Source organism: Streptomyces sp. SUK 48 (assembly GCF_009650765.1).
Lineage (GTDB): Bacteria > Actinomycetota > Actinomycetes > Streptomycetales > Streptomycetaceae > Streptomyces.
This window is the reverse complement of sequence record NZ_CP045740.1, coordinates 8,004,832-8,031,045: the sequence shown is the minus strand read 5'-3', so window position 1 is coordinate 8,031,045 and position 26,214 is coordinate 8,004,832. Positions and strand designations below refer to the sequence as shown.

Below are 26,214 nucleotides of genomic sequence, written 5' to 3'. Positions count from 1 at the left end.
AGAGGGGACGGGCGGCGACCAGGACCGGCCGCGGTCAGCCGACGGTGTTCACCTCGGCGGACCAGTACGACGGGAGGGTGTCCCACGGGTTGCCCCAGTCCTGGCCCGGGGGGTGGGAGTTGTCGTCGTCGGTGACGTAGACGTAGCCCGCGCCGCGCTGCTTCGAGAGGGCGATGGCGTTCTGCATCCGCGCCTGGCTTCCCGTGGTGTGGATCAGGTGCCAGATCTTGGACGGGTCGGCCGATGCCTCCCAGGACGCGCGGTCGTCGCCGTAGTGGTTCACATAGTCGTCGTAGGTGCCCTCGAAGGTGACCAGTGTGTCGGCGGCCTGTGTGTAGCACTCCTCGGGCGAGGCACCCGGGTTGATGACGACCTTGGCGCCGGCGTCCTTGCCCTTCACATAGGACCGGAGCCTGTTGTAGGCGTCGACGTAGGCGGTGGCGTCGGACGGGGTGCCGCAGGCGGTGAGGCCGTCGTCGAAGAAGATCCCGTCCAGGCCGGAAGCGCCGTAGTAGCTGTACCACTTGTCGACGTTCCGCTCCGCGCCGTCGACCCAGTCGTCGATGGACGTGCCGCCGTCGGGCGCGGTCCAGCCCTTGGTGCCGAGGTATCCGGAGTCGACGTATCCGATCACCTTCGTGCCGGCGTCGTGCGCGTTCTTGATGGCGCTCGCGTAGCCGCCGTCCTTGCCGTCGCCGGGGCCGGACTGCGGATTGGCGACGGCCAGGCCCGCGCCGGGGGCCGGACTGGACAGCCGCGCCCACAGATCGCCGTCGGCCGGGTTGAAGTACGCGGGTACGGCCACCGTCTGCCGGACGGCGGCGGACGCGTGGCCGGCCGGGAGGGAGATCAGGGCGCCGGTGGCCAGGCCCGCGCTCACGGCCGCCGCGCACAGGCGGCGCCTCCTTCCGGCGGCGCCCGGCCCGCGGTCCAGATGAGTCCTGCTTCTCATTGCGGCATGCCTCCACATTGCTTTCCTCCGGCGGACTGCCGAATCACTCGGCCTTCACGAGGAGAGGGTCTGTTCGTGAGCGGGGAGAGCGGCCTGGGGTACGCGGGAATTCGTGGGGGAAGGTGACTGCTGCGGCCGGCTCCGCGATGCGTTTTAGTCCTCGGTATTGATACTCGTCAAGGCGCGGAATTCGCAGGTGCCTTGGGGAACCGGAACCCCGAGACCGCCTCCCCGGGCCCGGCCCGGAACCGCCGCCCGCACGTGCGACGCGGCTCTCCGCGCACTCTGATGGCGTTCCCTGGCTGAGCTACCTGCGGTGATACCTCGGCAACGGTCCCGGGCGGCCACGCGCCGGCGTGCCCCGGGTCGCCGTTCCCCCTCGGCGGACCGGGATGACCGGAGCCGATGACGACGGACCGAAAACGCTCACCGTTTACGCACGGTCCGCCCGGACACTTTCCGGATGTCCTAGCCGGGTTTCATTCCGTTCCGGCGGCTCGGCACCGATATTCCGATTTCGACGGGTGGCGCGGGGATCGGTCCGTCCGATCGGGGGTGCGCCGCGGTCGTGGCGGGTGCCTGTCCGCCGTCGAGGGATACGGCGTCGGTGGCATAGGCTGCCGTTCCACAGTGCGGAGCCGAGGTCATGGCCTGGATACCCAGACGCCCGGCCCCGGCGGAAAGGGTGGGGATGTTCACCGGCCGCCTGAGCGAGTCGCGGGCGCTGCGCGCCGCCGCCGACTCCGCCCGCGCGGGTACGGCCACGGTCGTGCTCGTGCAGGGGCCGCCCGGCGTCGGAAAGACGGCCCTCGTGCGCCGGTTCCTGGCCGGCCTGAGCGGCTTCTCCGTGCTGGAGAGCGCGGCGACACCGTCTTTGGCGCCTTCCGACGGCGACTGCCTGTCCCGCCTGCTGCGTCAGGCCGCGGTGCGGGTGCCGGGCCGCTCCCCGGCCGGAGAGCCGAGCGCACCGGCGCGGAAGAAGCCCGCCGCCGCCCCGGGGCCGCGTGCGCTGCGGGAGTTCCTTGACATGCCGGCGGCGGCCCCCTGGGCCCTGTTCGTGGACGACGCCCAATGGGCCGACGGCGCTTCGCTGAAGGTGTTGTTCGAGGCCGCGCGCGAGGGCGGTCCCCTGTGCCTCGTGCTGGCCGCGCGGCACACGCGCGGCTGGGACGAGGAGGTCCTGCGGGCCCTGCACACGGTGGCCCCGCTGACCCACGTCGACCTGGCCGGACTGGGGGAAGCGGAGGCGGGGGCCCTGGTGGCCACCGCGCTCGGCGATCTCGCCGACGACGTGCTCACCCGGCGCCTGGTGCTGCGGTCCGGCGGCCACCCGCTGTATCTCAGGAGCCTGCTCGACGGCCACACCACCGCGCGGCCCGGCGGCCCGCCCTGGCCCGCTCTGCCCGCCTCCGTGGTACGGCGTCAGCTGAAGGGCGTGCCCGCCGAAGGTGTGGCGGCCCTGGAGGCGCTGGCCGTGCTCGGCGGTTCCGCGACCGTGCCGACCCTGAGTACCGTCCTGGGCGCCCCCGACTGCGCCTCGGCGCTGGACCCGCTGGTCCACGAGGAGTTCATCACGCGGACGGATGTCCACGTGCCCACCGTCGCGATCCGGCACGGCGTGTTCCGCGACGCGCTGTACGACACGCTGCCGGCCGCGCGGCGGCGCGCGCTGCACGTCGCCGCGGCCGGCGCGGTCGACGAGCGGCGGGGTCTGGCGCACAAGGTGGCGGCCGCCGAGACCGTCGACCTCCGCCTGTCCGCCGACCTCCTGGAGACCGCGGCCCACGAACTCGCCGAGGGCGGGCTCCTGCACGCGGCACGGACGCTGCTGTCGGCGGCGTCCCTCTCGCACGCCGACGACCACCGGACCGACCATCTGTTCTACGGCGCGGTGCGGCTCCTCTTCTGGGCCGGCGCCGACGGGGAGCTGACCCGGCACGGGGAGGCGGTGGCCGCCCGCCGGCCGTGCCCGTGGCGGGACGAGGCGCTGGGCCTGACCGAGTTCGCCGCCGGCCGTCTCACCTCGGCACGGCGGCTGCTGGACCAGGCGGGGCAGTCCCTGCGGGGGGCTCATCCCGGCCAACGGGCGGTCGTGCGCACCGAACTGGCCCTGGTGCACGCCATCCTGGGCCAGGGGGAAGCCACCCGGCTCCACGCCGACCAGGCCCTCAGCCCGGCTCCCCCGGAGGGCGAGGCATGCCCGTACGGTCCCGCCGGACGCCACCGGGGAACCGGTCCGGCCATGGACCGGCCCGCGCCGGATGAAGCCGCCGACGCCGGCCCGCCGTCCGGTGGCCTCCTGGAGGTCTGCGCGCAGGGTCCCTGCGTCGTCGTACCCCCGGGTGTCCGGCAGGCGGCACGGGCTCTGGCCGCCTACGGTACGGCGCTGCGGGACGGCCCCCGGGCCGGTCTGGATCTCCTGGCCGGCCTGCCCGAGGACGCGGACCGGATCGGTGAGGAGGACCTCCCGGCCCTGACCGTCCGGGGCATACTCCGGCTCGCGGACGCGCAACTCTCGTCCGGGACGACCGATCTGACCATGGTGACGGCCCGCCGCCGCCCCGGCGCCGCACGGCTCCTCGGGACGAGCGCCTCGGTCCACCTCGCCATGTGTCATCTGCTGGGCGGCGACTGGAACCGGGCGGTACGGGAAGTGGAGACGGCGCTCGACGACGAGCAGGGGCGCTGTTTCGACCCGCCCGCCCTGTGGTCCCTGCGCTCGGTCCTCGACGCGTTCCGGGGCGACGCCGGAGCGGCCGAGGCGGGTCTGCGCCGGGCCCGAGGACTGGCCCAGCCGCTGGACTTCGGGGGGCCGCAGTACCACACGGCCATGGCCCGGGCGATGGGGGCGCGGGCGCGGGGCGACCACCGCGGGGTGGTGGACGCCCTCCAGATGCTGGCCGAGCGTTCCGCGCACTCCGAGCGTGTGCGGATCGTCTCCACGAGCTGGCTGCCCTTTTTCGCCGAGTCGCTCGTCGAGTGCGGTCTGGCCGATCTCGCGCGGGCGGCCGTGGCGGAGCTGACGGCCACGGGCGCCGCGGCCAACTGGCACCTGCGGGTCGCCGACGCCTGGCTGCGGGGTCGTACGGCGGAGGCGGCGGGCGCGCACGAGGCCGCGCTCGGCCGGTACACCGAGGCGGTCGGACTGCTCGGGCCCGGCCGGGACATCCCGCTGGTGCGCGGGCTGCTGGAGATCTCCCGCGGGCGGGTGTCGGCGGCACTCGGCGCGGCGGGAGCGGCGCGCGCGTACTTCGACAGCGCCGAAGACGTGTTCACCCGGCTGGGCGCGCGGCCGTTCCTGGAGGAGTGCCGGGCCGAGCGCCGGGCCCGCGTGCCCGAACGCCCGGACACATCGGCTCTGGACCGACTGCTCACCGGACGCGAGCGCGAGGTGGCCCGCCTGGTGGGGCTCGGCTGCACCAACCGGGAGATCGCCGACGAGCTGACGCTCAGCGTGAAGACGATCGAGTACCACCTGCGCGGCGTGTTCGTGAAGCTGGGCCTGCGCAGCCGTGGCGAACTGCGCCGGCGGGTCCAGGAGGCGGGCGGCGCGGACGGTCGCCGGTGAGCCGGAAGCACGCCCCGGGCCGGGGCGGCCCCGCGTGTCAGGAGGGCCGGCGGCGGTGGGGCCGTACGGACGGGGGGATGACCACGAGCACCATGTTCAGGCCGGTCCCGCGCAGTCTGGCGACCATGTCCGTGTTCGCGTGCGAGTCCGTGACCACGGTGTGGACCGCGTCGATGCCGGCGATCTTGGCCTGGTGCACCTGCCCCAGTTTCGAGCTGTCGGCCACGACGATCCGCCGCGTCGCCTGCTCCAGCATGACCCGGTCGATCTCCGCTCCGTCGCAGCTGTACTGGGTGAACCCAGCCGCCGGGCTGATGCCGTCGGCCCCCACGATCGCGTAGTCGAAGCGGTAGGAACGCAGTGTCCGCTCGGCCGGTCTGCCGACCAGGTCGTTGGACAACGGCCGTGCCGTGCCGCCGGTGACCACCACCCTGGCTGCCTGACGCTCCGTCAGGATGGTGGCGGTGTCGAGCCCGTTGGTGACCACCGTCAGGTCCGACCTGCCGGCCAGGCTCCTCGCCACGAAGCCCGCCGTGCTGCCTCCGCTGAGCGCCAGGGTGAGCGGGCGGCTCGGGATGAGGGAGGAGGCGAGCGCGCCGATCCGGCGCTTCGCCTCGGTGTTCTGCGACCGCCGCAGGCTCACCGGCAGTTCGGCGCTGCGCCGGGCGGCGGCGATCCTCCCGTACGACCGCCGGATCAGCCCCCTCTCCTCCATGACGGCGAGGTCCCGGCGCACGGTGGGCCCGGAGACGCCCAGAACCGAGGGCAGCAGACGGACCGGGAGCTCTCCGCGCTGCGACAAGAGGGTCAGGACGGTCGAGATGCGGGTGTCGCGCGTCCCCTCGTTCATCCGCGTCTCCGTCCCGCGGTGCGGGCCAGGTGGAGGTCCGCGCGGCGGCACCGCTCCCCCGCCGCGCGCGTCTCATCGGTCCGTGCATACGGCGGCCTTCCCGACGCGGCCGTCGCATGTGTCAAGGAATGCAAACTTCGAAACTCCACTCATGATCCGCCCCGTGCGCATGGCTTCGTGTCCCGGTCGCGGAGCGGTGCTGTCGATGACGGCGTCCACCGGTGTCCCGTCGCCGACCGTCAGCTTCTCCGAAGCGGGTGGCGAGCGGATCAGGGAAAGTTCCTAGGGTTCGAGGGGCGTCGGCTGATCCGCGTGGACACCCCGGCCCGCGCCGCGGCCGGTGCGGCTCCGCTTCCCGGCCGTGCGGCAGGTGGTTCCTCCCGCGTCCTCGGCAGCCTAGGTACATCGCGGTGCCGTGCGGGAGCCGTCCGGGCCAATCGCTCACACCCCGCGATCACTCCTGCGCTCGGCCGCGCCGGACGCCCTTCCCGGGTCGTACGGAGCGAAGTGCTCACTCCTGCTGAGCAGTTCGGGCGGTGAATCGTGGCCCGCGCCCGGGGCTTCGCCCACCGGATCGGCGTGACCCGCCCGTCACCGCCCGCCCGAAGCGGCCGGGACCGGGTGGCCGGGCGCTTCTATCAGCTCCCCGCCGTCGTCACAAGACGCGCCGCGGCTCGCCATCCGCAGGGGTGAGACGAGCGCGAGATCCCCGTAGAACGGTGCCGCACATCCGAGACCGAAGGGACATGCGCATGGGCACGCGCGGCAGGGCAGTGAGGCGAAGACTGACCGTCACCACGCTGGTGTTGGCGGCGGGGGCCGTGACAGCGGTGCCGGCGGTGGCGAGCACGGCGACGGCGAGGGCGGCCGCCGGTACGGCGGGGACCGGGGCCGCGCCGGCCGTCGAAGCGGTCTTTGGCCCGGCCGCTCCGGCGCCCGCGGACATCGCGCTGGGTTCATGGATGGACCAGCTGCGCGGCACGATCGGCGATCGTCCGATGAACCAGGTCGTGATCCCCGGCAGTCATGACGCGGGCACCGCCGGCATCACGAAGGACAGCGGCATGTGCGACGCCGGCGACACGGTCGGCACCGCCCGCACGTGGCCGGCGCTGGCGGCGAGCATGTCACGCACCCAGAGCGGTTCCCTGGTCCAGCAGCTGGACGGCGGCTCGCGCTATCTCGACCTGCGCCTGTGCAAACAGGACGGGAAGTGGTTCAGCTATCACGGCGGACCGCTGGGGCGGCTCTTCTTCGACGCCCCGGACGGCAAGGGCGGGGTGATCCCGGGCCAGGCGCGGGAGATCGCCGACTGGATCACCGCGCATCCCAGGGAGATCGTGATCCTGCGGGTGACGGCCACCGGTCCCGCGGCCACCCTCCAGCAGGACCGGCGCGAGGCCATCACCGAGCTGGGCGATCTGGTGGGCGGCGGCGCGGGCCATCCGGCCATCGCCGACGACTCGTTGCGCCCGACGTCGACGTACGACCAGTTCATGGCGGCGGGCAGGCATGTCGTCATCGTCGACGACACGGACAGCACGGCGTACCCCTGGGCCTGGCACCAGCCGGACGTGCAGGACTACCGCGGCAGTTACGTCGGGGCCAGCACCGCGTGGCAGGACATCCTGAAGGCGGCCCTCGACCCGAAGCTGTCGCAGAAGACCTTCGACGCGGTGCTCCAGCGGGGTGACGAGGTACTGGGACGGGCACCGGGCACGGCGGCGGACAAGTTCTTCGTGCAGCAGGGCATCATCGACCCCACCGACTCCATACCCGACGCCGCGATCACGCAGATCCTGGCGGCGCTCAAGCTCACCTCCGCCTGGAAGGCGGACAACTTCCTGCTCAGTCTGGAGGACGAGCTGAACCGGCAGCTGCTCGCCAAGCTCCGGACCTCCTGGAACAGCACCAACGTCACGGACAACATGAACATCGTCATGCACGACGATGTGAACCAGAACCGCAACGGGGTGGGGTCCGGCGACCTGGAGCGGGAGATCATCTCCAAGAACCTCCCGCAGCCGGTCACCTCGCACACGTTCTACGACACGGCCCGCGCGGCGGACGGTACGTGGACCGCGCCGAGCCCCCTGGCGGGCGCGGGCGACGCGTTCCGGTTCGCGGGGAGCCGGGAGGCCGTCGCCGCGCTGCCCGACGGCAGCGTCCAGGTTCTGGGCATCGGGCTCGACGGCAATGTCTGGCACAACGTACGCGGAGCGGACGGTGGTTGGCAGGGCTGGCGCGCCCTGACGGCGGCGGACAACAAGAAGACCGGGTTCGCGGCCAAGGACGTCGCGATCACGGGCATGCCGAACGGCGACTCCCAGATCACGGCGATCGGCACGGACGGATACACCTACCACAACATCCGTCACGCCGACGGTTCCTGGCAGGGCTGGGCGGCCATGGCGGGCGACGACTCGGGCCGGGGGAAGGCCACCAGGGTCGCGATCGCCGGTATGCCGAACGGCTCCTCGTAGGTGCTGGTCTACGGCGCGGACGGCCGGATGCGGGTGGACACCCGTGCCGCCGGCGGCGGCTGGAGCGGCTGGTCGCTGGTCCCCGGGGTCGGCGCGCCGGACTTCGCCGGGCCTGCCCTGTCCATCGCCGCCCTGCCGGACGGTGACAGCCAGATCGCCGCCATCGGCCTCGACGGGCACGTATGGCACACCGTGCGGCGGGCGGACGGCGGTTGGTCGGGCTGGGACAGTCCGTCCGGGCCGGCGGGCGGTCCGATGGGGGCCTCGGCGGTCGCCGTCGCCGGCATGCCCGACGGGGACGGTCAGCTGGTCGCCGTCGGACTGGACGGGAACGTGTACCACGCCGTCCGGGGCCGGGACGGGGAGTGGACGCCCTTCCGGGCGGTCGGCGGGCTCCGGGGCGCCGGAACCTTCGCGGGGGACCAGGTCGGCATCGCCGGGCTGCCCGACGGGTCGAGCCGGCTCCTGCTCACCAGCCGCTGAACGGTGCCGGGGCGGCGTGCCGTGGGCGCGCCGCTCCACCGCCTCCCGGCGCCCTTCGCTCCCGCCGGACGGCAGGTTCGAGGATGGGCCGCCGGTGCGCGGGTTCCGCCGGAACATGGCGGCCTGCCGGTGACCCGTCCCGGCGAAGTACCGCGATTCTCAGCGGAGTTCGACGGGCGTGTGCCAGGTCCCGCTGAACAGGTCGGCCACCAGGGCGCGGGCGTAGGTCTCGTCGGTGTCCGGCACGGAGAAGACGACGCGGAAGTAGAGCGGGGCGACGATCCGGTCGAGCAGCCGCTCCGTCGGCGGCGGCGTCTCGCCCCGCTCGCGGGAGGCCGCTAGGACCATGTCCAGGCCCACCGTGGCGCGTCGCAGGCATTCCCGCAGGCCGCTGCGGCGCTCGTCGATGTCGGGTGAGACCTCCGCCTGGAAGAACGCGATACCGCCGGGCCGGGTCAGATCGGCCAGTGTCCGGACCGCGTACGCCTCCAGGTCCGTGCGGAGGTCGCCGCTGGAGGACGGCGGGGCGTCGGCCCCCCGCAGGGCCGCGACCTCGGCGAGCAGGGCCTGCAACGTGCCCCAGCGCCGGTAGATGGTGGTGGGGTTGACCCCGGCGCGCTCGGCCACCGCGGGAATCGTCAGCTGGGTCACGTCGCACTCACCGGCCAGGTCGGTGAGTGCCTGGTGGACGGCCGCCTGGACGCGGGCGCTGCGGCCGCCGGGGCGCTTGGCGAGGGGTTCGGCATTCACACTCCCCAGGCTAACGCAGATCGGATTGCTTTTAGCGGACGGGGGGCGTTAGCCTCCCTAAAGCAAAGCGATCTGCTTTAGCCGTGCCGTCACTCGCACCGTCGCTCGCACCCCGAAGGGGACCGCCATGACCACGACCACCACCGCCCACGACCTCGGCCGGCACTTCCACGCCGCGCTCACCTCCGGCGACTGGCCGGCCATCCGGCTCATGCTCCACGACGACGCCACCTGGACCCTGCCGGGCGACAACACCGTCAGCGGCACCGTCGTCGGCGCGGACGCCGTGGTCGAGCGCGCCCGGAAGATCGCGTCCTACGGACTGTCCTTCGAGCTGCTGCACATCCTGGTCAGCCGCGAGAACATGGCGCTGTCGCTGCACAACACCGCCCGGCGCCCGGACGCGATCCTCGACGAGTACCTGACCACCGTCTGCCGCCTGCGCGACGGCAGGATCACAGGCATCGAGACCTACCTGTCCGACGTTCCCGGCATGAACGCCTTCTTCGTCTGACGAGCCGCCTCACTCCCCCAACGGGGGCATTCCGCCGACGAGTTGGCGCAGGCAGCGCGTCGCCAGCTCGGCGGGTGAGCCCGGACCCTCGGCGCCGGCCTCCGTGTCGGCCCACGTCTCCAGCGCGATCCGGATGGCGTCGGTGGCGGCCGCCGCCGCGAGCCGCACCTCCAGCTGCCCGGCGGGCCGGCCCGCGAGCCGGGCGATGACCGGGACCAGGCGCTCCTCCGACTCCTGGTTCACCCGGTACCAGACCGCCCGCAGCGCGGGGTCGTCCACCGCCGCCCGCAGCAGCCCGCGCGTACGCAACAGTGCCTGGACGGACTCCTCGTCCGGCACGGACAGCGCCTGCTCGACCGCGGCCTCCAGCGCCCGGGGCAGCGCCGTGCCGGGCTCCGTCGCCTCCAGCAGCGCCCGCCAGCGGTCGGCACCCGCGGCGAGCAGCGGAGTCACCGCGTCCTGCTTGGAGCGGAAGTACCGGTAGAAGGTCCGCAGCGCGACACCCGCCCGCCGGGCGATGTCCTCCGCGGTCGTTCCATGGGGGCCGTCGATGGCGAAGAGCTCCGCCGCCGCGTGCGCGATGTCGAGCTGGGTGGCGGCCTTGCGGCGCTCGGTCAGGGAGGTGGACGGGTTGCTGCTCACCTCGGAAGCCTACGCCCCGCGCTCGACGTTTGGCATGCCGTGACGAGATGGCAAAACGTGCCACCCAGGCGTAACGTGAACGCATCGACAGCGCCGGCGCGGCAAGAGGGCCGGCGCCACAGGGCCGCGCCGGACACCGACCGGCCGGGTTGGAGAAGAAGACATGAACCGCTATGAAGGCCGTCGCGCACTGATCACGGGCGGCGGCTCGGGCATCGGCCAGGCCACCGCGCTGCGCATCCTCGCCGAGGGCGGCACGGTCGTGGCCGCGGACATCAGCGAGCAGGGCCTGCGGGACACCGTCGGGAAGGCCGGCGCCGACGCCGAGCGGCTGTCCACCCGCGTCGTCGACATCGCCGACGAGTCGTCGGTCCGCGACGGTGTCGCCGCCGCGACCGCCACCCTCGGCGGCCTGGACGTGCTGGTCAACGCGGCCGGCATCCTGCGCTCCTCGCACACCCACGAGACGAGCCTCGACGCCTTCACCCGCGTCGTCCAGGTCAATCTCGTCGGCACCTTCCTGGTGATCCGCGAGTCCATTCCGGCGCTGCTCGAGGGCCGGGACGCGGCGGTCGTCAACTTCAGCTCGACCTCGGCGGCGTTCGCCCACCCCTACATGGCGGCGTACGCGGCGAGCAAGGGCGGCATCCAGTCCATGACGCACGCGCTCGCGAGCGAGTACGCCAGGCAGGGCATCCGCTTCACCGCCGTGCAGCCCGGCTCCATCTCCTCCGGCATGACCGACGGCAGCGGTGCCAGCGGGCAGAGCATGGGCCCGGGGCTGCCCGAGGACGCCGACATGGGCCTGTTCGCGAAGCTCTCCCCCGCGCTCGGCCAGGGCTTCGCGGGACCGGAGACGGTGGCCTCGGTGGTCGCGATGCTCGGTTCCGAGGACGGCAGGTTCATCACCGGCACCGAGGTCCGTGTGGACGGCGGCACCCACTTCTGACGGCCGGTCACCGGCCCGCGCACCTCGCGGGCCGGCCTGGACCACCCCGCCCCGCCCCGCCATCGACATCACCCGCCCCCGTACACCGCACCGCACCGCACCGCACCGCACCGCACCGCACCCAAGGAGCACACCATGAACGGCCTCACCGGCAAGACCGTCGTCATCACCGGCGGCGCCCGCGGCCTCGGCGCCGAAGCGGCCCGTCAGGCGGTCGAGGCCGGAGCCCGGGTGGTGATCACCGACGTCCTCGACGACGAGGGCGAGGCCACCGCCGCCGAACTCGGCGCGAACGCCCGCTTCCTGCACCACGACGTCACCTCCGAGCAGGACTGGCGGCGCGTCGCCGACTTCACGCTCGACGCGTTCGGCGCCCCGCACGGCCTGGTGAACAACGCGGGTATCCCGACGGGGCAGTCGCTGGAGGCCGAGTCCGTGGAGCACTTCCGCAAGGTGCTCGACATCAACCTCACCGGCGTCTTCATCGGCATGAAGACCGTGATCCCCGTGATGAGGGAGAACGGCGGCGGCTCCATCGTCAACATCTCCTCGGCGGCGGGCCTGATGGGCCTGGCGCTGACCGCCGGCTACGGAGCCTCCAAATGGGGCGTACGAGGGCTGACGAAGATCGGCGCGGTGGAACTGGGCACCGCCCGGATACGGGTGAACTCGGTGCACCCCGGGATGACGTACACGCGGATGACCGCGTCCGCCGGGATCGAGAAGGGCGAGGGAAGGTATCCGAACACCCCCATGGGCCGGGTCGGCGAGCCGCACGAGATCGCGAGCGCCGTCGTGTACCTGCTGTCCGACGCCGCGTCCTACGTCACCGGCGCCGAGATCGCGGTGGACGGCGGCTGGACCACCGGGCCGACCGTCAAGTACGTCATGGGCCAGTGACCGCGGACCGTGGACGCGGCTCCGCCCTCCCCTTCCCGCGGACGCGCCACAACTGCCTGATCATCAGGTAAAGACGGCCTGGGATCGTCACCGCGACCATACGTTCCCTGTGTGAACAGATTGACGAGAACCGCGGCCCTTCTCGCCGCGACCATGGCCACCGTCGGCGCCGCGTGGAGCACCGCGCCGGTGGCCGGCGCCACCGGTACGGCCCCGGGTCCGGCCCCCACTCCGGTCACCGTGCACGCCGACCGGACGCTGGCGACCGTCGGGCAGGACGCGCTGGGTAGCGACGACTGGCAGACCGACCCCGAAGCGGGTGCCCCCGGCACCGGCCGTCTGCTGCGCGCGGACGGGGTCCGGCTGCGGGAGCTGAACACCGGCCCCTGGGACGACACCTACCGGTGGCGGACCAACTCCTTCGACCCTGATCCGATCACCGGCGATTCCTCGCCCGCGGCACAGCCGTGGCAGTCCTGGGCCGCGAGCGTGAAGAAGACCGGCGCGCAGATGATGGTGCATGTCAACTACGGCAGCACCGCCGATGACGGGCCCGGGGGCACGGACATCGGTCCGCAGGAGGCCGCGGCGTGGGTGCGGCAGGCCAACATCGTCGACCACGACCACATCAAGTACTGGGCGATCGGCGAGGAGGTGTGGGGCAACGGCTCCATGTACGCGGGTGCGACCGAGCCGGATCACCACCCGCTGAAGACGCCCACCGAGTACGGCCAGAACCTCGTGAAGTTCGCCAAGGCCATGAAGGCGGTCGATCCGTCGATCGAAATCGGCGTCGAACTGGCGCCGTTCGCGTCCATCGGCGACAAGGACTGGAACGACCCGGTGCTCGCCGCCGCCGGCGACTCGGTCGACTTCGCCGACGTGCACTGGTACAACTACGGCCGCGGCGCGGCGGCGAACACCGACGCCGCGCTGTTCGCCAGCACCGGCCGGATCGCTCCGACCATGGCCGCCGTCCATCAGCAGATCACCGCGAACCTCGGGGCGCACGCGAGCCAGGTGCGCACCATCATCGGCGAGACCGACACCACCCCGGCCGACCCCGGCGTGCAGAGCACGACCGTCCCGTCGGCGCTGTACGCCGCCGACGACATCACCACCTGGCTGGAGCAGGGCGCCTCCGACGTCTCCTGGTTCGACACCCGCCACAGAGCACAGCAGGACCAGGCGGGTTCACCCGACGACCCGGACGGGCTGGGCTACGGCACCTGGGGCATGCTCTCGGACGGCCCCGGGTCCTGCCAGACGAACACCCAGGGCCGGCGGGTCTGCGAGCCCCCGCTCAACACCCCCTACCCCAGCTATTACGGCTACGGAATGGCCAGTCGCCTCGCCGCGCCGGGCGCACGGCTGGTGGGGACCACAGGAGCCGGCCCGATGATCGTGACGCACGCCGCCGTACGGCGGGACGGAAGGCTCGTCGTCCTCATCGAGAACGAGGATCCGCAGGCGAGTCACGCGGTCCGCCTCGACTACACCGGCTACCGTCCCGCTCCCGTCGGCACGGCCTCTACCTACGGTGCCGGCACTACGGCACCGACCAGATCGCTCGGCTCAGCGCGCTCCGTCCGTCTCGCTCCCTCCAGCATGACCGAACTGGTGCTCACCCGGCGTTGACGGCAACCCGCGCCACCGTGGCCCCGGACCGTGTGTCGGTACGGGGCCACAGTGCTGCCCGGAGTCGGCCGACGGCGGAGTGCTCCCGCGGCCTGACGCTCGCTCATTCCGGGTCCCTGCATTGAGCGATCGCTCAAAGAGGTGTACTTTCCCTGCCAGAGGGTTTGAGCGATCGCTCAAACACCGATGGAGCATGGGGGGACACCATGGGTCTCTACGTAGAAGCACATATACGCGCCGACCTGGACGAGCTCTGGTCGCGCACCCAGGACCCCGCCCAGCACCAGCGCTGGGACCTGCGGTTCTCGGAGATCGACTACCTCCCGCGCGCGGAAGGCGAGCCCCAGCGCTTCCGTTATTCCGTGCGCGTCCCGGCCCTGTTCACGGTCTCCGGCACCGGGATCTCCGCCGGCGAGCGGGAGCGCCCCGACGGCACCCGCACCTCCGCCCTGCGCTTCGCCTCCCCGCACCCGCTCTCCCCGCTCGCCCGCGGCAGCGGCTACTGGCGCTATGTGCCCGACGCGGACGGCGTACGCTTCCTCACCGGTTACGACTACCTGCCCCGCTGGGGTGCCGTCGGCGCGGTCGCCGACCGGCTGGTGTTCCGCCCCCTGATGGGCTGGGCGACCGCCTGGTCCTTCGACCGGCTGCGGCTGTGGCTGGAGCGGGGCATCAGCCCCGAGCGGGCCCGGGCCAACTGGCTGGCCGAACTGGCGGTCCGGGCGCTGCTGCTCGCCGGATGCCTGACCGGCCTGGGGCTGGAGTCCGCCCTCGGTCTCTTCGGCCGGTTCGGGGCCGGCGTGACCTCCCTCTGCGTGCTCGCGCCGGTGGTCGTGATGTCGCTCGCCCTCTTCAAGGCCCCCCTCGCCCGCACCCCCGCCGCCCGCCGGTGCCTGCGCGCCCCGGCGGAGCGGGCCCGGACCCCTCGCGTCCTGCGCACCCTGGAGAAGCTCGGATGACCGCGCCCGCCTCGATGTTCCGCACCGTGCTCGGCGACGGCTTCGACCGCCTCCACCCCGAACTGCGGCGCCGCTTCTCGGTAGGGCTGGCGAGCGGCGAGAGCTGCACCGGGCGGGGCGTCATGGACCGGATCTGGCACGGCCCGGCGTACGTGAAGCCGTTCCTCGCCCTCGGCGCGACCCGCAACATCCTCGTGCCGCGGGCCGGCCGTGACATCCCCTTCGTGATCGAGAATGTCCCGTACACCGACACCTTCGGCCGTGAGACGGTGAGCTTCGTGCGCACCTTCGACCTGCCCGGCCGCCCCCGCCGGTTCGACGCCCAGATGGTGCTCAGCCCCAAGGGCGACCGGATCCTCGACTACCTCGGCACCCACCAGCACCTCGCCAGCGAACTGCACTTCGCGGCCGAGCCGGACGGCTCGCTGCTCATCCGCTCCGGCGAGCACCGTTTCCGGGAGGGCCCGGTGGATGTGCGCATACCGGAACTCTTCGGCGCCACGGCCGAGGTGCGCGAGTCCTTCGACGACACCACCGGACGCTTCCGGATCCGGGTGCGGGTGGTGAACCGCCGCTTCGGGCCGCTCTTCGGCTACGAGGGCTCCTTCACGGCGTCGTACACGGATGCCGGTCCCCGCGGCACGCGGCCGGGGCTGCGCCCGGTGCGAGAGGAGGCCCGCGCCTGAGCCCGGGCACGGCGAGGTCGCGGGAGACGAAGGCCAGGCTCCCCGGCTCCGTAAACGGACCGCTCGTCGTCCGGGTCTAGCCGGAGGGGGGTCTCCTGGTGCCGCCGCCGCTGCCGTTCAGCGGTACCAGGGTCTCCAGATGAGCGCCTCTGACCCAGGAACCCAGCAGGTCGCGGTGCAGGGCCACGATGTCCTGGCGCACCGCCAGGCCCAGCGCGGCCTTCGTGAACGACCGGCAGGTGGTGACGAACAACGCGACGTCCGCGCCGTGCTCGGGACGGGCGGTGCCGACGAACTTCTGCATGTCCTGCGAGGACACGCTCCGCCCCGGCGCGTACTTCTTGCACTGGACGACGAGCTTGCGGCCGTCGGCCAAATAGCCGACGACGTCCGCGCCCAGGTCGCCGCTCCGGCCGCTGACGACGACCTTGGTGCAGCCGTCCCGCCGGCACAGATCGGCGACGTACCGCTCGAACTCCTGCCACGACAGCGCGTCGACCTCCGCCATCGACAACTCCCGCGCCCTGGCCTCCTCCTGCGCCCGCCACACGCGGTCCCGGCCTACCGCGAGCCGGTGCGAGCGCAGCAGCATCCAGCCGACGCCGCCCGCCAGGGCCGCGGCGAGCACGGCCACCAGGACGGGCCACACCAGCGACCAGTGCCCGGCCACCCACACCCCGGCGGCCACCACCGCCACCGCACCCCAAGCCCACAGCCGATCGCGCGTCCGCTTCCGCAAGCGCCGGCGCCGCCGACGTGCCGCCATCACTCCCCCGCTCCACAACGCCGTCGCAGGGTTCTTGTGTAGCGGCGCCCCGACGACGTGGGGGCGGGTTGCCGGCGAATGGCACAAAGGCATCGGACCTGGCCGGATAGCGTGGTGGCCGCGGCCGCGCAGCGGGGCCCTCTGCCGTCTCGGCGTCGGCGGCGGGTGGGCGCCGAGGTCTCCGTGCGCTGGGTCGTGCCGCCGAGCGCACGGTGTGCAGCCCGGGCGCTCGGCCTCGGTGAGGATGTGTGCGGCAACCGGGAGGCGATCCCCTCCCACGCCACGACCCCGGGTATCGCGCCACGATGGCGACCAGGGGGAGCGTTCCGGAAGCCGGTCCCGATGTCATGCGGATCATGAGAGGGTCTCTGTCGTCCACACTTTCGCACGGGAGCAATCCGCAGCTCGCGTGGCCCCGGATTACACGTGACGTTCCGTTCTGCGACGGCCACGAGAGAGAGCCACGGTGAAAGAACCAGTACATATCAGCACCAACCCCTCAGGGAAACCCGATCTGCAACGCCTGCTGCACGAGGTGGCGCTGGGGGACCATGAGGCTTTCGCGGCGGTCTACGACATCGTCGCCGGCTCCGTCCTCGGGGTCGCCCGGGCGGTCCTGCGCGATCAGGCGCAGTCGGAGGAGGTGGCGCAGGACGTGCTGGTGGAGGTGTGGCGCACGGCCCCGCGCTACCAGCCCGAGCGCGGCAGTGCCATCAACTGGATCCTCACCCTCGCCCACCGGCGGGCCGTGGACCGGGTCCGGTCGGTGGAAGCGGCCGCGGCCCGTGACACCAAGGTCGCTCTCCTCGAACACCAGCCCGCCTACGACGAGGTGACCGAACAGGTCGAGAGCCGGCTGGAGCAGGAGCAGGTGCGGCGCTGCCTGCGCACCCTGACCGAGCTCCAGCGCCAGTCGGTCACTCTGGCGTACTACCGCGGCCTGACCTACCGTGAGGTCGCCGAAGCACTCGCGTTGCCGCTCGGCACGGTGAAGACCCGCCTGCGCGACGGACTCATCCGGCTCCGCGACTGCCTGGGGGTGACCGCATGACCACGACCGATCCGCATGCCCTGACCGGCGCCTACGCGGTACACGCGCTGGAAGGTGAGGAACGTACCGCCTTCGAGCATCATCTGGCCGCGTGCGCCGCCTGCGCGCAGGAGGTCGCGGAGTTCACGGCCACCGCCGGACGCCTGGCCCTGGCCGCCACGGTGCGCCCGCGCCCGGTGATGCGGCAGCAGGTCCTCACCCGCATCACCACCGTGCGGCAGGTGCCGCCCGGCGCCGCGCCCGCGGAGCGGGTACGCCGCGGCGTACAGCGTGGACGGCGGCTCACCCGCTGGGCGCTGGCCGCCAGCGTGGCCGTCGCGGCCGCGTTCGGCGGGACCGCCGTATGGCAGTACGAGCGTGCCCAGGACGCCCGGCATCAGGCGGCCGCGGCCGAACGGCACGCGGAGGAGATCGCGGGGGTGCTGGCCGCACCGGACGCGAAGACACGTTCGGCGCGGGTGGCGGGCGGTACGGGCACCGTGGTGGTCTCGGCCCGGCGTGACCGGGCCGTGTTCGTGACCTCGGACATGGCCGAGCCGCCCCGGGGCAAGGTCTACCAGCTGTGGTTCGCCGTCGGCGGGTCGATGCGTCCGGCCGGGCTCATGAGCCCCGACCGCGCCAGTCAGACCGTGCTGATGCGGGGCGGGGTGGACGGGGCCTCGGGCGTCGGAATCACCGTGGAACCGGCCGGTGGCTCGCCGCGGCCGACCAGTACGCCCATCGGCCTGCTGGCGCTCCCCTCCTGAACCGGCGACGCGTACGTCGGCCGGCGCGCGGTGCCGGGGGTCAGGAAAGCGGCCCCCGGCACCTGTTCGCCGATGCCGGGGGCCGCGTCCTGGCTCGCTCAAGGGCGCCGGCGGGGCGGCAGGGGGAAGAAGCCGCTGGTGCGCGCGGCGTACTCGGTCCAGCCCGGCCTGCCCTCCATGCGCCGCTCCAGCAGCCGCTTTCCGCTGCCCTTGATCAGCAGCAGGCTCATGACCAGGGGCGAGACGACGGACACGGCGGCGGGGGCGGCTCCGCCGTCGCAGGCGACCAGGAACAGCCCCCACCAGACGCAGAAGTCCCCGAAATAGTTCGGGTGCCGGGTCAGCCGCCACAGCCCCTGGTCCATGATCCGGCCCCGGTTCGCCGGGTCGGCCTTGAACCGGGCCAACTGCGCGTCCCCGACGGTCTCGAAGAACATCCCGAGCGCCCAGAGCGCCGTACCGGCCCAGGCCGGGCCGGACAGCGGTCCGGGCGCGTACGCCGCCGCCTGCACCGGCAGCGAGACCAGCCAGACCAGCCCGGCCTGGAGCAGGTAGATCGTCCGCAGGGCGTACAGGGCGCGGCTGCCCGGTGCGCGTGACAGCAGGTCCTCGTAACGGGGGTCCTCGCCGTGGCCGCGGCCGCGGTACGCGATGTGCACCGCCAGCCGCAGCCCCCAGACGACCGTCAGCAGCACGACGAGCGCGCGCCGGGCCCCGTCGCCGGTGCCCGCCGACAGGCCGTAGGTCAGCAGGGCGACCGCGGCGAAGGCGGCTCCCCAGGCGCTGTCGACGATCCGGTGCACGCCCTTGCGCAGGGCGAGCAGGAAGGTGGCGAGCAGGACCGCCAGGGCGCAGGCCGCCGCCCAGCCGAGATTCACCGCGAAGGCGCCCCATGGAAACGCGCTCATGCCGACCCCAGGTTCCGGTACCAGTCGGCCGTCTCGGCGGCCGTCAGACCGCTGTCGCCGTCGATGGTGGGCCGGACGCACAGGATCTGGTCCACGCCCATGCGGCGCTCCCGGAAGGCCAGGGACCCGCCGACCAGGTACAGCCGCCACACGCGGGCCGTCTCCTCGCCGACCAGGCGTACGACGTCGGGCCGGCGCTCTTCCAGCGTGCGGTGCCAGGCGTCGATGGTGCGCACGTAGTGCTCGCGCAGCGACTCCACCGACCGCACTTCCAGCCCGGCCGTCTCCAGGAGCCCGACGGTCTCGCCGATCGGCCGCATGTGCATGTCGGGGGCGATGTACGCCTCGATGAACGCGCCGCCGCCGGGTGCGCGCGTGCCCCGGGACATCTGCTGGACCAGTACGCGCCCGCGCGGGCGGACCAGCCGGTGCAGGGTGGCGGCGAAGGCGGGGTATTCGTCGTCGCCGACGTGCTCGCCCATCTCGATGGTGGCGACGGCGTCGTAGGCGGAGCCGGTGATGTCCCGGTAGTCCTGGCACACCACCTCGACCCGGTGCCCGAGCCGTCGCTCCCGCACCTGTTCGCGCACGTACGCGGCTTGTTCCCGGGCCAGGGTGACGGCGGTGACCTGTGCCTTGTGCACTTCGGCCGCGTACAGGGACAGCGAGCCCCAGCCGCAGCCGATGTCGAGCAGGCGGCCGCCGGGCACGAGGCCGAGCTTGCGGCAGACCAGCTCCAGCTTGGCGCGCTGTGCGCCGGCCGGGTCTGCCCCGGACTCCGCTTCGGGCCAGTAGCCGCAGGAGTAGGCCATGGTGTCGTCGAGCAGCAGGCGGTAGAAGTCGTTGGACAGGTCGTAGTGGTGGCTGATCGCCGCCCGGTCCCGCGCCTTGCTGTGCAGGCCGCCGCGCAGCCGTGCCTGGGTGGCGGGGGCGGGCGGGCGCGGGCCGAGGGCGCCGAGGCGCAGGCCCTTGCCGATGATGCGGGCCCGGTCGGCCGGCGAGAGCCTCGGCGGGTGCAGGCCCCGCTCCCGTGCGGCGGTCCACAGGGCGCGAAGGCCCTGGGCCAGGTCGCCCTCCACGTCGAGTTCGCCGGTGACGTACGCCTGGGCGAGGCCGAGTTCACCGGGCTGCCACAGCAGGCGGCGCAGCGCGCGCCGAGAGCGCACGACGACCACGGGGGCGTCCACCGGGCCGGTCTCGCTGCCGTCCCAGGTGCGCAGCCGTACGGGCAGCGGGCCGCCGAGCGCGTCCTCGGCGAGAGCGGCGAGCCGCTGCGCGGCCCCGGTGCGGACCGGGGTACGCGTGGTGGTCATCGGGCCGGGTCCTCCTTCGTGAACAGGTACTGCTGGACATCGAGGTATCCGGAGCGGAAACCCGCCTCGGAATAGGCCAGGTAGAAGGTCCACAAGCGGCGGAAGGTCTCGTCGAAGCCGAGCGCTTCGACATCGTCGGCGCGGTCCGTGAACCGCTCCCGCCACAGGCGCAGGGTCTCGGCGTAGTGCGCGCCGAAACCGTCCCTGGCGGTCGGCGCGAGACCGGTGTGGTCGCGAACCGCCTCCTCCACGGCCGTCGTCGAGGGGATGAGGCCGCCGGGGAAGACGTACTTCTGGATCCAGGTGTGGGTGCCGCGGCTGGCCAGCATCCGCTCGTGCGGCATGGTGATCGCCTGGAGGGCCAGCCGGCCGCCGGGCGCCAGGCGCTCGTCGAGGGTTTGGAAGTAGACGGGCCAGAACTCCGCGCCGACGGCCTCGATCATCTCCACGCTGACGACCGCGTCGTAGGTGCCGTGTGCCTCGCGGTAGTCGCACAGTTCGATCGAGACGCGGTCCTCGTACCCGGCCTCGCGTACCCGTGCCAGCGCCAGCTCCCGCTGTTCCGTCGACAGGGTGAGCGAGGTGACGTGCGCGCCCCGGGCGGCGGCGCGCAGCGCCAGTTCGCCCCAGCCGGTGCCGATCTCCAGCAGCCGGGTGCCCTCGCGCACCTCGGCCAGGTCCAGCAGCCGGTCGACCTTGCGCTGCTGGGCGGCGGCCAGCAGCGAGCGGTCGGCGGGGAAGCCGCGGAAGACGGCGGAGGAATAGCTGAGCGTCTCGTCCAGGAACAGCGCGAACAGGTCGTTGGAGAGGTCGTAGTGACGGCTGATGTTGGTCCGCGACCCGTCCGGGGTGTTGCGCTGCGTGTGCGGCTGGCGCTGCGTCCACAGGCCCCGCAGCCGCTGTAGTCCGGGCGGGATCAGGTCGGCCGCGTGGGCGGCGAGGACGGTGAGCGCGCCGACCAGGTCCGGGGCGTCCCACTCCCCCGCCATGTAGGACTCGCCGAAGCCGATGAGCCCGCTGGTGCCGACGCGGGAGTGGAACGCCCGGTGGTCGTGCACCGCTATCAGTGGTCCGCCCAGGCCGAGGGTGGTGCCGTCGGCGAACCGTACGCGCAGGGGCAGTCGCCGCAGGGCGCGTTCCAGTACGGCCGCGGTGACGGCGCGCACCGGCCAGGACGCCCGCGGTACGGCGGCCACGTCGGGCCAGCGGTCGGCGTCGACGGGGGCGGTTCGGGGGCCGTTCGCTCGGTGGCGGGCGGCGGGGCGGTCTTCGACCGTGGTCATGACGCGTTCTCCGGGGTACGGCGGCCCGGGCGCGGCTGCACCGGCAGGCCGCGCAGGAACAGGCGGATACCGTGGAAGCGGATGGCGGCCGACACCGCGAGCGTCGACCAGGGGTGGCGCAGGGACAGGCGGAGCAGTTCCGGGACCGTGGCCGTGCGGCGGGTGCCGCGGACCGCGGCCGTGAAGGGCGGGCCGCCGGGCCGGTGCAGCCGTATCGACAGGCGCAGGAGCTCGCCGGGCGGCGGGACCCGCATCTCGTAGTGGCCGTCGACCGGGTGGAAGGGCGACACGTAGAAGTCCTTGGCGACGGTGGCGGTTCCGGTCGCATCGGGGTGCAGCAGGTAGGCGTGGCGCCCGCCGTAGGTGTTGTGGACCTCGGCCACCACGCAGCGCACGGTGCCCTGGGGGCCGTAACACCAGTACAGGGTGAGCGGGTTGAAGACATGGCCGAGGATCCGGGCGTGCGCGAGCATCAGCACCCGGCCGCCCTCCAGGTCGATGCCGTGCTCGTCCAGGAAGCCGTCGAGCGCGGCCCTGATCGACGGAGCCCGTCCCGTGAAGTGGTCACGGGCGCTGAAGTGGGCCAACGGCCTCAGTGGGCGCGGCAGTTCGGGCAGGCGGTCCGGGTCGACCAGCCACAGGTACGTGCGGTGCCGCAGGGCGTAGCGCTGGGGTGCGCGGCGTCGGTGGGTGATCACGCACGGGTACAGGACGGCCGGTGGCCCGGCGGACGGAGCCGTCACCACCTCACCCCCAGGGCGGCGGCGGCCTCGACGCCCGAACGGCAGCCGTCCTCGTGGAATCCCCAGCCGTGGTAGGCGCCCGCGAACGCCGTGACGGCCGTGTTCAGTTCGGGCAGCCGGTGCTGGGCGGCGACCGACTCGGGGGTGTACACCGGGTGTTCGTAGGTCATCCGGGCCAGCACCCGGGCGGGGTCGACCCGGTCCTGGCCGCCGAGGGTGACGACATACGTCCGCGAGGCGTCGAGTCGCTGGAGCCGGTTCATGTCGTAGCTCACCCGCACCCGGTCGGCGCCGGCCCGGCAGCCGGGCATCAGGTAGTTCCAGGAGGCGCGGGCCCCGCTCGACCGCGGGAGCAGGGAGGTGTCGGTGTGCAGCAGGGTGGTGTTGCGGGAGTAGCGGAAGGCGCCGAGGACGTCCTTCTCGGCCGGAGTCGCGTCCCCGAGCAGCCGTAGCGCCTGCTCGGGGTGGGTGGCGACGACGAGGTGGTCGTAGGCGGCGGTGGTCCCGTCCGCCGCGGTCACGTCCACGCCGTCGGCGTGCCGGAGCACGGACCGTACGGGGGTGCCGGCGCGGACCTCGTGCAGGGCGGCGGCGATCCGTTCGACGTACCTTCCGGAGCCGCCCGTGACGGTCCGCCACACCGGTGACCCGCTCACCGAGAGCATGCCGTGGTGGGCGAGGAACCGGAACAGGTAGGCCGCCGGGTAGCGCAGGGCGGTCTCCGCGTCGCAGGACCACACGGCGGACACCACCGGCGTCATGAAGTGGGCCCGGAAGTACGGCGAGAAGCCCGCCGCGTCGAGGAACTCGCCCAGGGTGAGCGTGTCGTCGGCGGCGTCCCGCGCCAGCAGGGCGCGGGCGGCCCGGTGGAAGCGCGGCACCTCGGCCAGCATCCGCAGGTACGGCAGGCGCAGGGCGTTGCGCGGCTGGGCGAGCAGTCCGCGGGGGCCGCGGGCGCCGGCGTACTCCAGTCCGCAGCCCTCGCACCGCACCGACATGCTCATCTCCGACTCCTGTGTGACGACACCGAGTTCGGAGAAGAGGCGGAGCAGGTTCGGGTAGGTGCGCTGGTTGTGCACGATGAAACCGGAGTCGACACGGTGCGTGCGCCCGTCCGGCGCGGTCAGGTCGTGTGTGTGGGCGTGGCCGCCCAGTCGGCCGTCGGCCTCGTAGAGGGTGACGTGATGGGCGCGGGCCAGGATGTGCGCGGCGGTCAGCCCCGCGACCCCGCTGCCGATGACGGCCGTACGGCGCGGGCTTACGGCGCCGGCTGACGGTTCGCGCGGCGTCGCGTGGGACGGTCGTTCCATGGTGTCGTCTGCCTCCCGTACGGATGAGGAACTCCTCGGGGCCGGTGCGCGGGCGTCGCCGCTCGCGCACCGGCCCGGGAGCAGGGCACCGGCCGCGCCCTGCCGGTCGGGCGGCCGGCGGGTGCCCTGGTGCAAGGACGCGCGGCGGCAGGTCGCTCCCGTCGAGGCGACCTGGCGGGCGCGCGTCCTCGGCCCGCGGTGGTGTCAGCTCTTGGGCATCAGGACGGTGTCGATGATGTAGACATTGGCGTTGGCGGTCTTGACGTTGCCGCAGACGACCTTGGCGGAGTCGTTGACGGTGTAGGACTCGCCGGAGCCGGAGGTCATCAGCTTCGACTTCTCCAGCGTGGCGAAGGAGCCGTTCTCCAGGTCCTTCGGCATGAGCTTCTGGCCGACGACGTGGTAGGTGAGGATCTTCGTCAGCTGGGCCTTGTCGTTGAGGACCTTGTCCAGGGTGGCCTTCGGGATCTTGGCGAAGGCGTCGTTGGTGGGCGCGAACACGGTGATGTTCTGGGCGTTGTTGAGGGTGTCGACCAGACCGGCCTTCTTCACCGCGGTCACCAGCGTGGACAGGGCCGGGTTGTTGGAGGCGGCGGTGGCCACCGGGTCCTTGGCCATGCCGTTGAAGGAGCCGGCGCCGTTCTTCGGCACGGACGAACAGGCCGGGCCGAACGGCTGGTCCATGCTGCTCATCTCGCCGCCGCCCGTGCTCGCCGAGGCCGAGGCCGACGCCGACGCCTTGTCGGAGGAGTCGGACTTGCCCGAGTCGCTGCCGCTGCCGGAACAGGCGGTCAGGACCAGGGGCAGCACGGCGGCGGCAGCGAGGAGACCGGTGGTACGGCGGATACGGGTGTTCATCATCTTCTCCTGTTGAACGGTGCAGCGCTCTGCTGCGTCGGGGGTGTTACGGGAAGGTGGTTCGGGGTGGGCCGGAGGCCCTGGTCATGGAACGGGTGGTCAGTCGACGGTCACGACGACGGAGTGCCATCCACTGGCGCCGTCGGGGATCGTGCGGGTCCGTTCCTCGGTCTGCACGGCGCCAGTGCGGTCGGTGGCACGGACGGTGAGGGTGTGACCGCCGCTGGTCGCCTGCCAGGGAAACGACCACTGGCGCCATGTGTCACGGGTGTACTCGGCAGCCAGGTGGGCTTCCTGCCAGGGGCCGTCGTCCACACGGACCTCGACCCTGTCGACACCCCGGTGCTGGGACCAGGCGACCCCGGCGACCATCACCGGGCCGGCCTTGGGCCGGGCGAACGGCTTGGGGGTGTCGATACGGGACTCGGTCTTGATCGGCGCCCTGCGGGCCCAGCCGCGCTTGACCCAGTAGGGGTCGTAGGAATCGAAGGTGGTGAGCTCGATGTCCTCGATCCATTTGCAGGCGGACACGAAGCCGTACAGACCGGGGACGACCATCCGGACCGGGAAGCCGTGCTCGAAGGGCAGCGGCTCGCCGTTCATGCCGAGGGCGAGCATCGCGTCCCGGCCGTCCATCAGGTCCTCGACCGGGCTGCCGATCGTCATGCCGTCCACCGAGCGGGCCACCAGCTGGTCCGCCCGGCCGCCCCGGGAGGGGGCTTCACCCCGCACTCGGCGAGCAGGTCGGCCAGCCGGACGCCGATCCAGCGGGCGTTGCCCACGTACGGGCCGCCCACTTCGTTCGACACGCATGTCAGGGTGATGTCCCGCTCGATCAGCTCCCGGCGCAGCAGGTCGTCGACGGAGTAGGTGGCCGGCCGGCGTACGCCCTTGCCGTGGACGCGCATCCGCCAGCTGGTCGCGTCCACCTTGGGCACCACCAGCGCGGTGTCCACCCGGTAGAAGTCCTGGTTCGGGGTGACGAAGGGACTGATCCCGGCGACCCGCAGCCCGGCCCGCTTCGGCACCGGCCGCGCCGGTGAGCCGGGCAGCGGGAGAACGACCTTGTCGCGCGAGGCGACCGCGTCCCGACCGCTGGTGCCGTTCAGCGACCGGCCGACCGTACCCACCACGGCGGAAGCCGCTGCCGCGGAAGCGGCCGCGAGGACGAATCCCCGCCGGTCCCATGCCTCGGGCGCGGGCGAACCGTCTGCCGCTTCCTCGCTGACGGAGCCGGACTCCGGCGTCGTCGGCCGAGCGGGCGCCGTCGGCCGGGCGGGGGCCGTGAGGCGCCCCACCAGGCCGTACAGGAGCAGGGCCCCGGCGACGGCCCCCGCGACGGAGGGCAGGGCGTCGGCGATGCCGATGGAGTCGGGGCGGTTGAGGGCGGCCGCCGTTCCGACGGCCCCGAAGAGAAGGATCCCGGCGGCTCCGACCCGCCGGAACCGCACCGCCAGCACACCCAACGCCAGAGCCGATACCGCCAGTACGGCCAGGATGCCGAGCTGGAGCACGAGCTTGTCGTCGGTGCCGAAGTGGCGGATCGCCCAGTCCTTGACCGGCGCGGGCGTCGCGTCGATGGACGCGCCGCCCACCACGACGACCGGACTGGACTGCGGACGCACCGCCGCCGCGACCAGTTCGGCCGAGGCCAGCGCGGCGAAGCCGGCCAGCGCCCCGCTCAGCGCGCCCAGCGCCAGGCGTGGCAGACCCGGTCGGCCCCTTTGATCCTTCTCTTCGTCCCTCACGCAGGGAATTCGGTTCTGGTCGCCCTGGCGGATTGGTCAGGAACCTGATCGAGTGAAAAAAGATCTCGGACCAAACCGCTCGGCGTTCCGCAACGGAGTCATTGGTTGGGCACC

At 72.8% G+C, this 26,214-nt stretch carries 22 protein-coding genes and 1 pseudogene; 11 read left to right on the top strand and 12 right to left on the bottom strand.

Annotation, left to right across the window (positions count from 1 at the left end; genetic code table 11):
- Positions 1–34: 34 nt before the first annotated feature.
- Positions 35–952: a spherulation-specific family 4 protein gene (locus GHR20_RS35215; protein ID WP_194859075.1), complete on the bottom strand. Its 918-nt coding sequence runs from the start codon at positions 950–952 to the stop codon at positions 35–37.
- A gap of 691 nt (positions 953–1,643) precedes the next feature.
- On the opposite strand from GHR20_RS35215, the gene GHR20_RS35210 reads away from it, so the two are divergent.
- Complete coding sequence (locus GHR20_RS35210; RefSeq protein ID WP_194859074.1) at positions 1,644–4,520, top strand: LuxR family transcriptional regulator; 2,877 nt, start codon at positions 1,644–1,646, stop codon at positions 4,518–4,520.
- Positions 4,521–4,557: 37 nt separating this feature from the next.
- On the opposite strand, the gene GHR20_RS35205 is transcribed toward GHR20_RS35210, so the two are convergent.
- The gene (locus GHR20_RS35205; protein WP_153815567.1) at positions 4,558–5,370 is read right to left on the bottom strand and encodes a DeoR/GlpR family DNA-binding transcription regulator; all 813 of its coding nucleotides are present in this window, start codon (positions 5,368–5,370) and stop codon (positions 4,558–4,560) included.
- A gap of 752 nt (positions 5,371–6,122) precedes the next feature.
- Here GHR20_RS35205 and GHR20_RS35200 point away from each other — a divergent pair.
- Together GHR20_RS35200 and GHR20_RS35195 are read left to right on the top strand one after the other, a co-directional pair.
- Entirely contained in the window at positions 6,123–7,853 is a 1,731-nt protein-coding gene (locus GHR20_RS35200) for a hypothetical protein (protein ID WP_153815566.1), read from the top strand.
- Positions 7,854–8,336: a hypothetical protein gene (locus GHR20_RS35195; RefSeq protein WP_153815565.1), complete on the top strand. Its 483-nt coding sequence runs from the start codon at positions 7,854–7,856 to the stop codon at positions 8,334–8,336. It begins immediately after the preceding gene.
- Between the two features lie 159 nt (positions 8,337–8,495).
- On the opposite strand, the gene GHR20_RS35190 is transcribed toward GHR20_RS35195, so the two are convergent.
- Positions 8,496–9,086, bottom strand: a complete 591-nt coding sequence (locus tag GHR20_RS35190; RefSeq protein ID WP_111582972.1) for a TetR/AcrR family transcriptional regulator — start codon at positions 9,084–9,086, stop codon at positions 8,496–8,498.
- Between the two features lie 127 nt (positions 9,087–9,213).
- On the opposite strand from GHR20_RS35190, the gene GHR20_RS35185 reads away from it, so the two are divergent.
- Positions 9,214–9,600 (top strand): nuclear transport factor 2 family protein, encoded by a 387-nt coding sequence (locus GHR20_RS35185; protein WP_153815564.1) that lies wholly within the window; start codon positions 9,214–9,216, stop codon positions 9,598–9,600.
- Between the two features lie 9 nt (positions 9,601–9,609).
- On the opposite strand, the gene GHR20_RS35180 is transcribed toward GHR20_RS35185, so the two are convergent.
- Positions 9,610–10,242 (bottom strand): TetR family transcriptional regulator, encoded by a 633-nt coding sequence (locus GHR20_RS35180; protein ID WP_153815563.1) that lies wholly within the window; start codon positions 10,240–10,242, stop codon positions 9,610–9,612.
- Positions 10,243–10,405: 163 nt separating this feature from the next.
- On the opposite strand from GHR20_RS35180, the gene GHR20_RS35175 reads away from it, so the two are divergent.
- From GHR20_RS35175 to GHR20_RS35155, 5 genes are all read left to right on the top strand, one after another.
- On the top strand, positions 10,406–11,191 hold the full coding sequence (locus GHR20_RS35175; RefSeq protein ID WP_153815562.1) for an SDR family NAD(P)-dependent oxidoreductase: 786 nt from the start codon (positions 10,406–10,408) through the stop codon (positions 11,189–11,191).
- A gap of 135 nt (positions 11,192–11,326) precedes the next feature.
- Positions 11,327–12,091 (top strand): glucose 1-dehydrogenase, encoded by a 765-nt coding sequence (locus GHR20_RS35170; RefSeq protein WP_153815561.1) that lies wholly within the window; start codon positions 11,327–11,329, stop codon positions 12,089–12,091.
- A 111-nt stretch (positions 12,092–12,202) separates the two neighbouring features.
- Positions 12,203–13,729, top strand: coding sequence for a hypothetical protein (locus tag GHR20_RS35165; RefSeq protein ID WP_153815560.1), 1,527 nt, complete (start codon positions 12,203–12,205; stop codon positions 13,727–13,729).
- 206 nt (positions 13,730–13,935) lie between these two features.
- Positions 13,936–14,688: a hypothetical protein gene (locus tag GHR20_RS35160; RefSeq protein WP_153815559.1), complete on the top strand. Its 753-nt coding sequence runs from the start codon at positions 13,936–13,938 to the stop codon at positions 14,686–14,688.
- Positions 14,685–15,374 carry a DUF4166 domain-containing protein gene (locus GHR20_RS35155; RefSeq protein ID WP_153815558.1) on the top strand — a complete coding sequence of 230 codons (690 nt, stop codon included), beginning with the start codon at positions 14,685–14,687 and terminating at the stop codon, positions 15,372–15,374. Before GHR20_RS35160 ends, GHR20_RS35155 begins: the two co-directional genes overlap by 4 nt.
- A 76-nt stretch (positions 15,375–15,450) precedes the next feature.
- Here GHR20_RS35155 and GHR20_RS35150 read toward each other — a convergent pair whose 3' ends face one another.
- Complete coding sequence (locus GHR20_RS35150; RefSeq protein WP_243878231.1) at positions 15,451–16,071, bottom strand: restriction endonuclease; 621 nt, start codon at positions 16,069–16,071, stop codon at positions 15,451–15,453.
- Positions 16,072–16,606: 535 nt separating this feature from the next.
- Between GHR20_RS35150 and GHR20_RS35145 the strand changes: the two genes are divergently transcribed.
- Together GHR20_RS35145 and GHR20_RS35140 are read left to right on the top strand one after the other, a co-directional pair.
- Positions 16,607–17,191 carry a sigma-70 family RNA polymerase sigma factor gene (locus tag GHR20_RS35145; RefSeq protein WP_153815556.1) on the top strand — a complete coding sequence of 195 codons (585 nt, stop codon included), beginning with the start codon at positions 16,607–16,609 and terminating at the stop codon, positions 17,189–17,191.
- Positions 17,188–17,937, top strand: coding sequence for an anti-sigma factor (locus GHR20_RS35140; RefSeq protein WP_153815555.1), 750 nt, complete (start codon positions 17,188–17,190; stop codon positions 17,935–17,937). The genes GHR20_RS35145 and GHR20_RS35140 overlap by 4 nt, the downstream gene beginning before the upstream one ends.
- A 98-nt stretch (positions 17,938–18,035) precedes the next feature.
- On the opposite strand, the gene GHR20_RS35135 is transcribed toward GHR20_RS35140, so the two are convergent.
- The 7 genes and pseudogenes from GHR20_RS35135 to GHR20_RS35105 form a co-directional block, all read right to left on the bottom strand.
- Positions 18,036–18,845 carry a DUF1295 domain-containing protein gene (locus tag GHR20_RS35135; protein WP_148025150.1) on the bottom strand — a complete coding sequence of 270 codons (810 nt, stop codon included), beginning with the start codon at positions 18,843–18,845 and terminating at the stop codon, positions 18,036–18,038.
- The gene (locus GHR20_RS35130; protein WP_153815554.1) at positions 18,842–20,158 is read right to left on the bottom strand and encodes a cyclopropane-fatty-acyl-phospholipid synthase family protein; all 1,317 of its coding nucleotides are present in this window, start codon (positions 20,156–20,158) and stop codon (positions 18,842–18,844) included. Before GHR20_RS35130 ends, GHR20_RS35135 begins: the two co-directional genes overlap by 4 nt.
- A complete protein-coding gene (locus tag GHR20_RS35125; protein WP_153815553.1) occupies positions 20,155–21,441 on the bottom strand; it encodes a cyclopropane-fatty-acyl-phospholipid synthase family protein in 1,287 nt (428 codons plus the stop codon). Before GHR20_RS35125 ends, GHR20_RS35130 begins: the two co-directional genes overlap by 4 nt.
- The gene (locus GHR20_RS35120) at positions 21,438–22,184 is read right to left on the bottom strand and encodes a DUF1365 domain-containing protein (RefSeq protein ID WP_153815552.1); all 747 of its coding nucleotides are present in this window, start codon (positions 22,182–22,184) and stop codon (positions 21,438–21,440) included. Before GHR20_RS35120 ends, GHR20_RS35125 begins: the two co-directional genes overlap by 4 nt.
- A complete protein-coding gene (locus GHR20_RS35115) occupies positions 22,181–23,494 on the bottom strand; it encodes an FAD-dependent oxidoreductase (RefSeq protein WP_153815551.1) in 1,314 nt (437 codons plus the stop codon). The genes GHR20_RS35120 and GHR20_RS35115 overlap by 4 nt, the downstream gene beginning before the upstream one ends.
- Positions 23,495–23,698: 204 nt before the next feature.
- Complete coding sequence (locus GHR20_RS35110) at positions 23,699–24,352, bottom strand: fasciclin domain-containing protein (protein ID WP_153815550.1); 654 nt, start codon at positions 24,350–24,352, stop codon at positions 23,699–23,701.
- Positions 24,353–24,451: 99 nt separating this feature from the next.
- Positions 24,452–26,100: pseudogene (locus tag GHR20_RS35105) on the bottom strand (molybdopterin-dependent oxidoreductase).
- Positions 26,101–26,214: the final 114 nt, after the last annotated feature.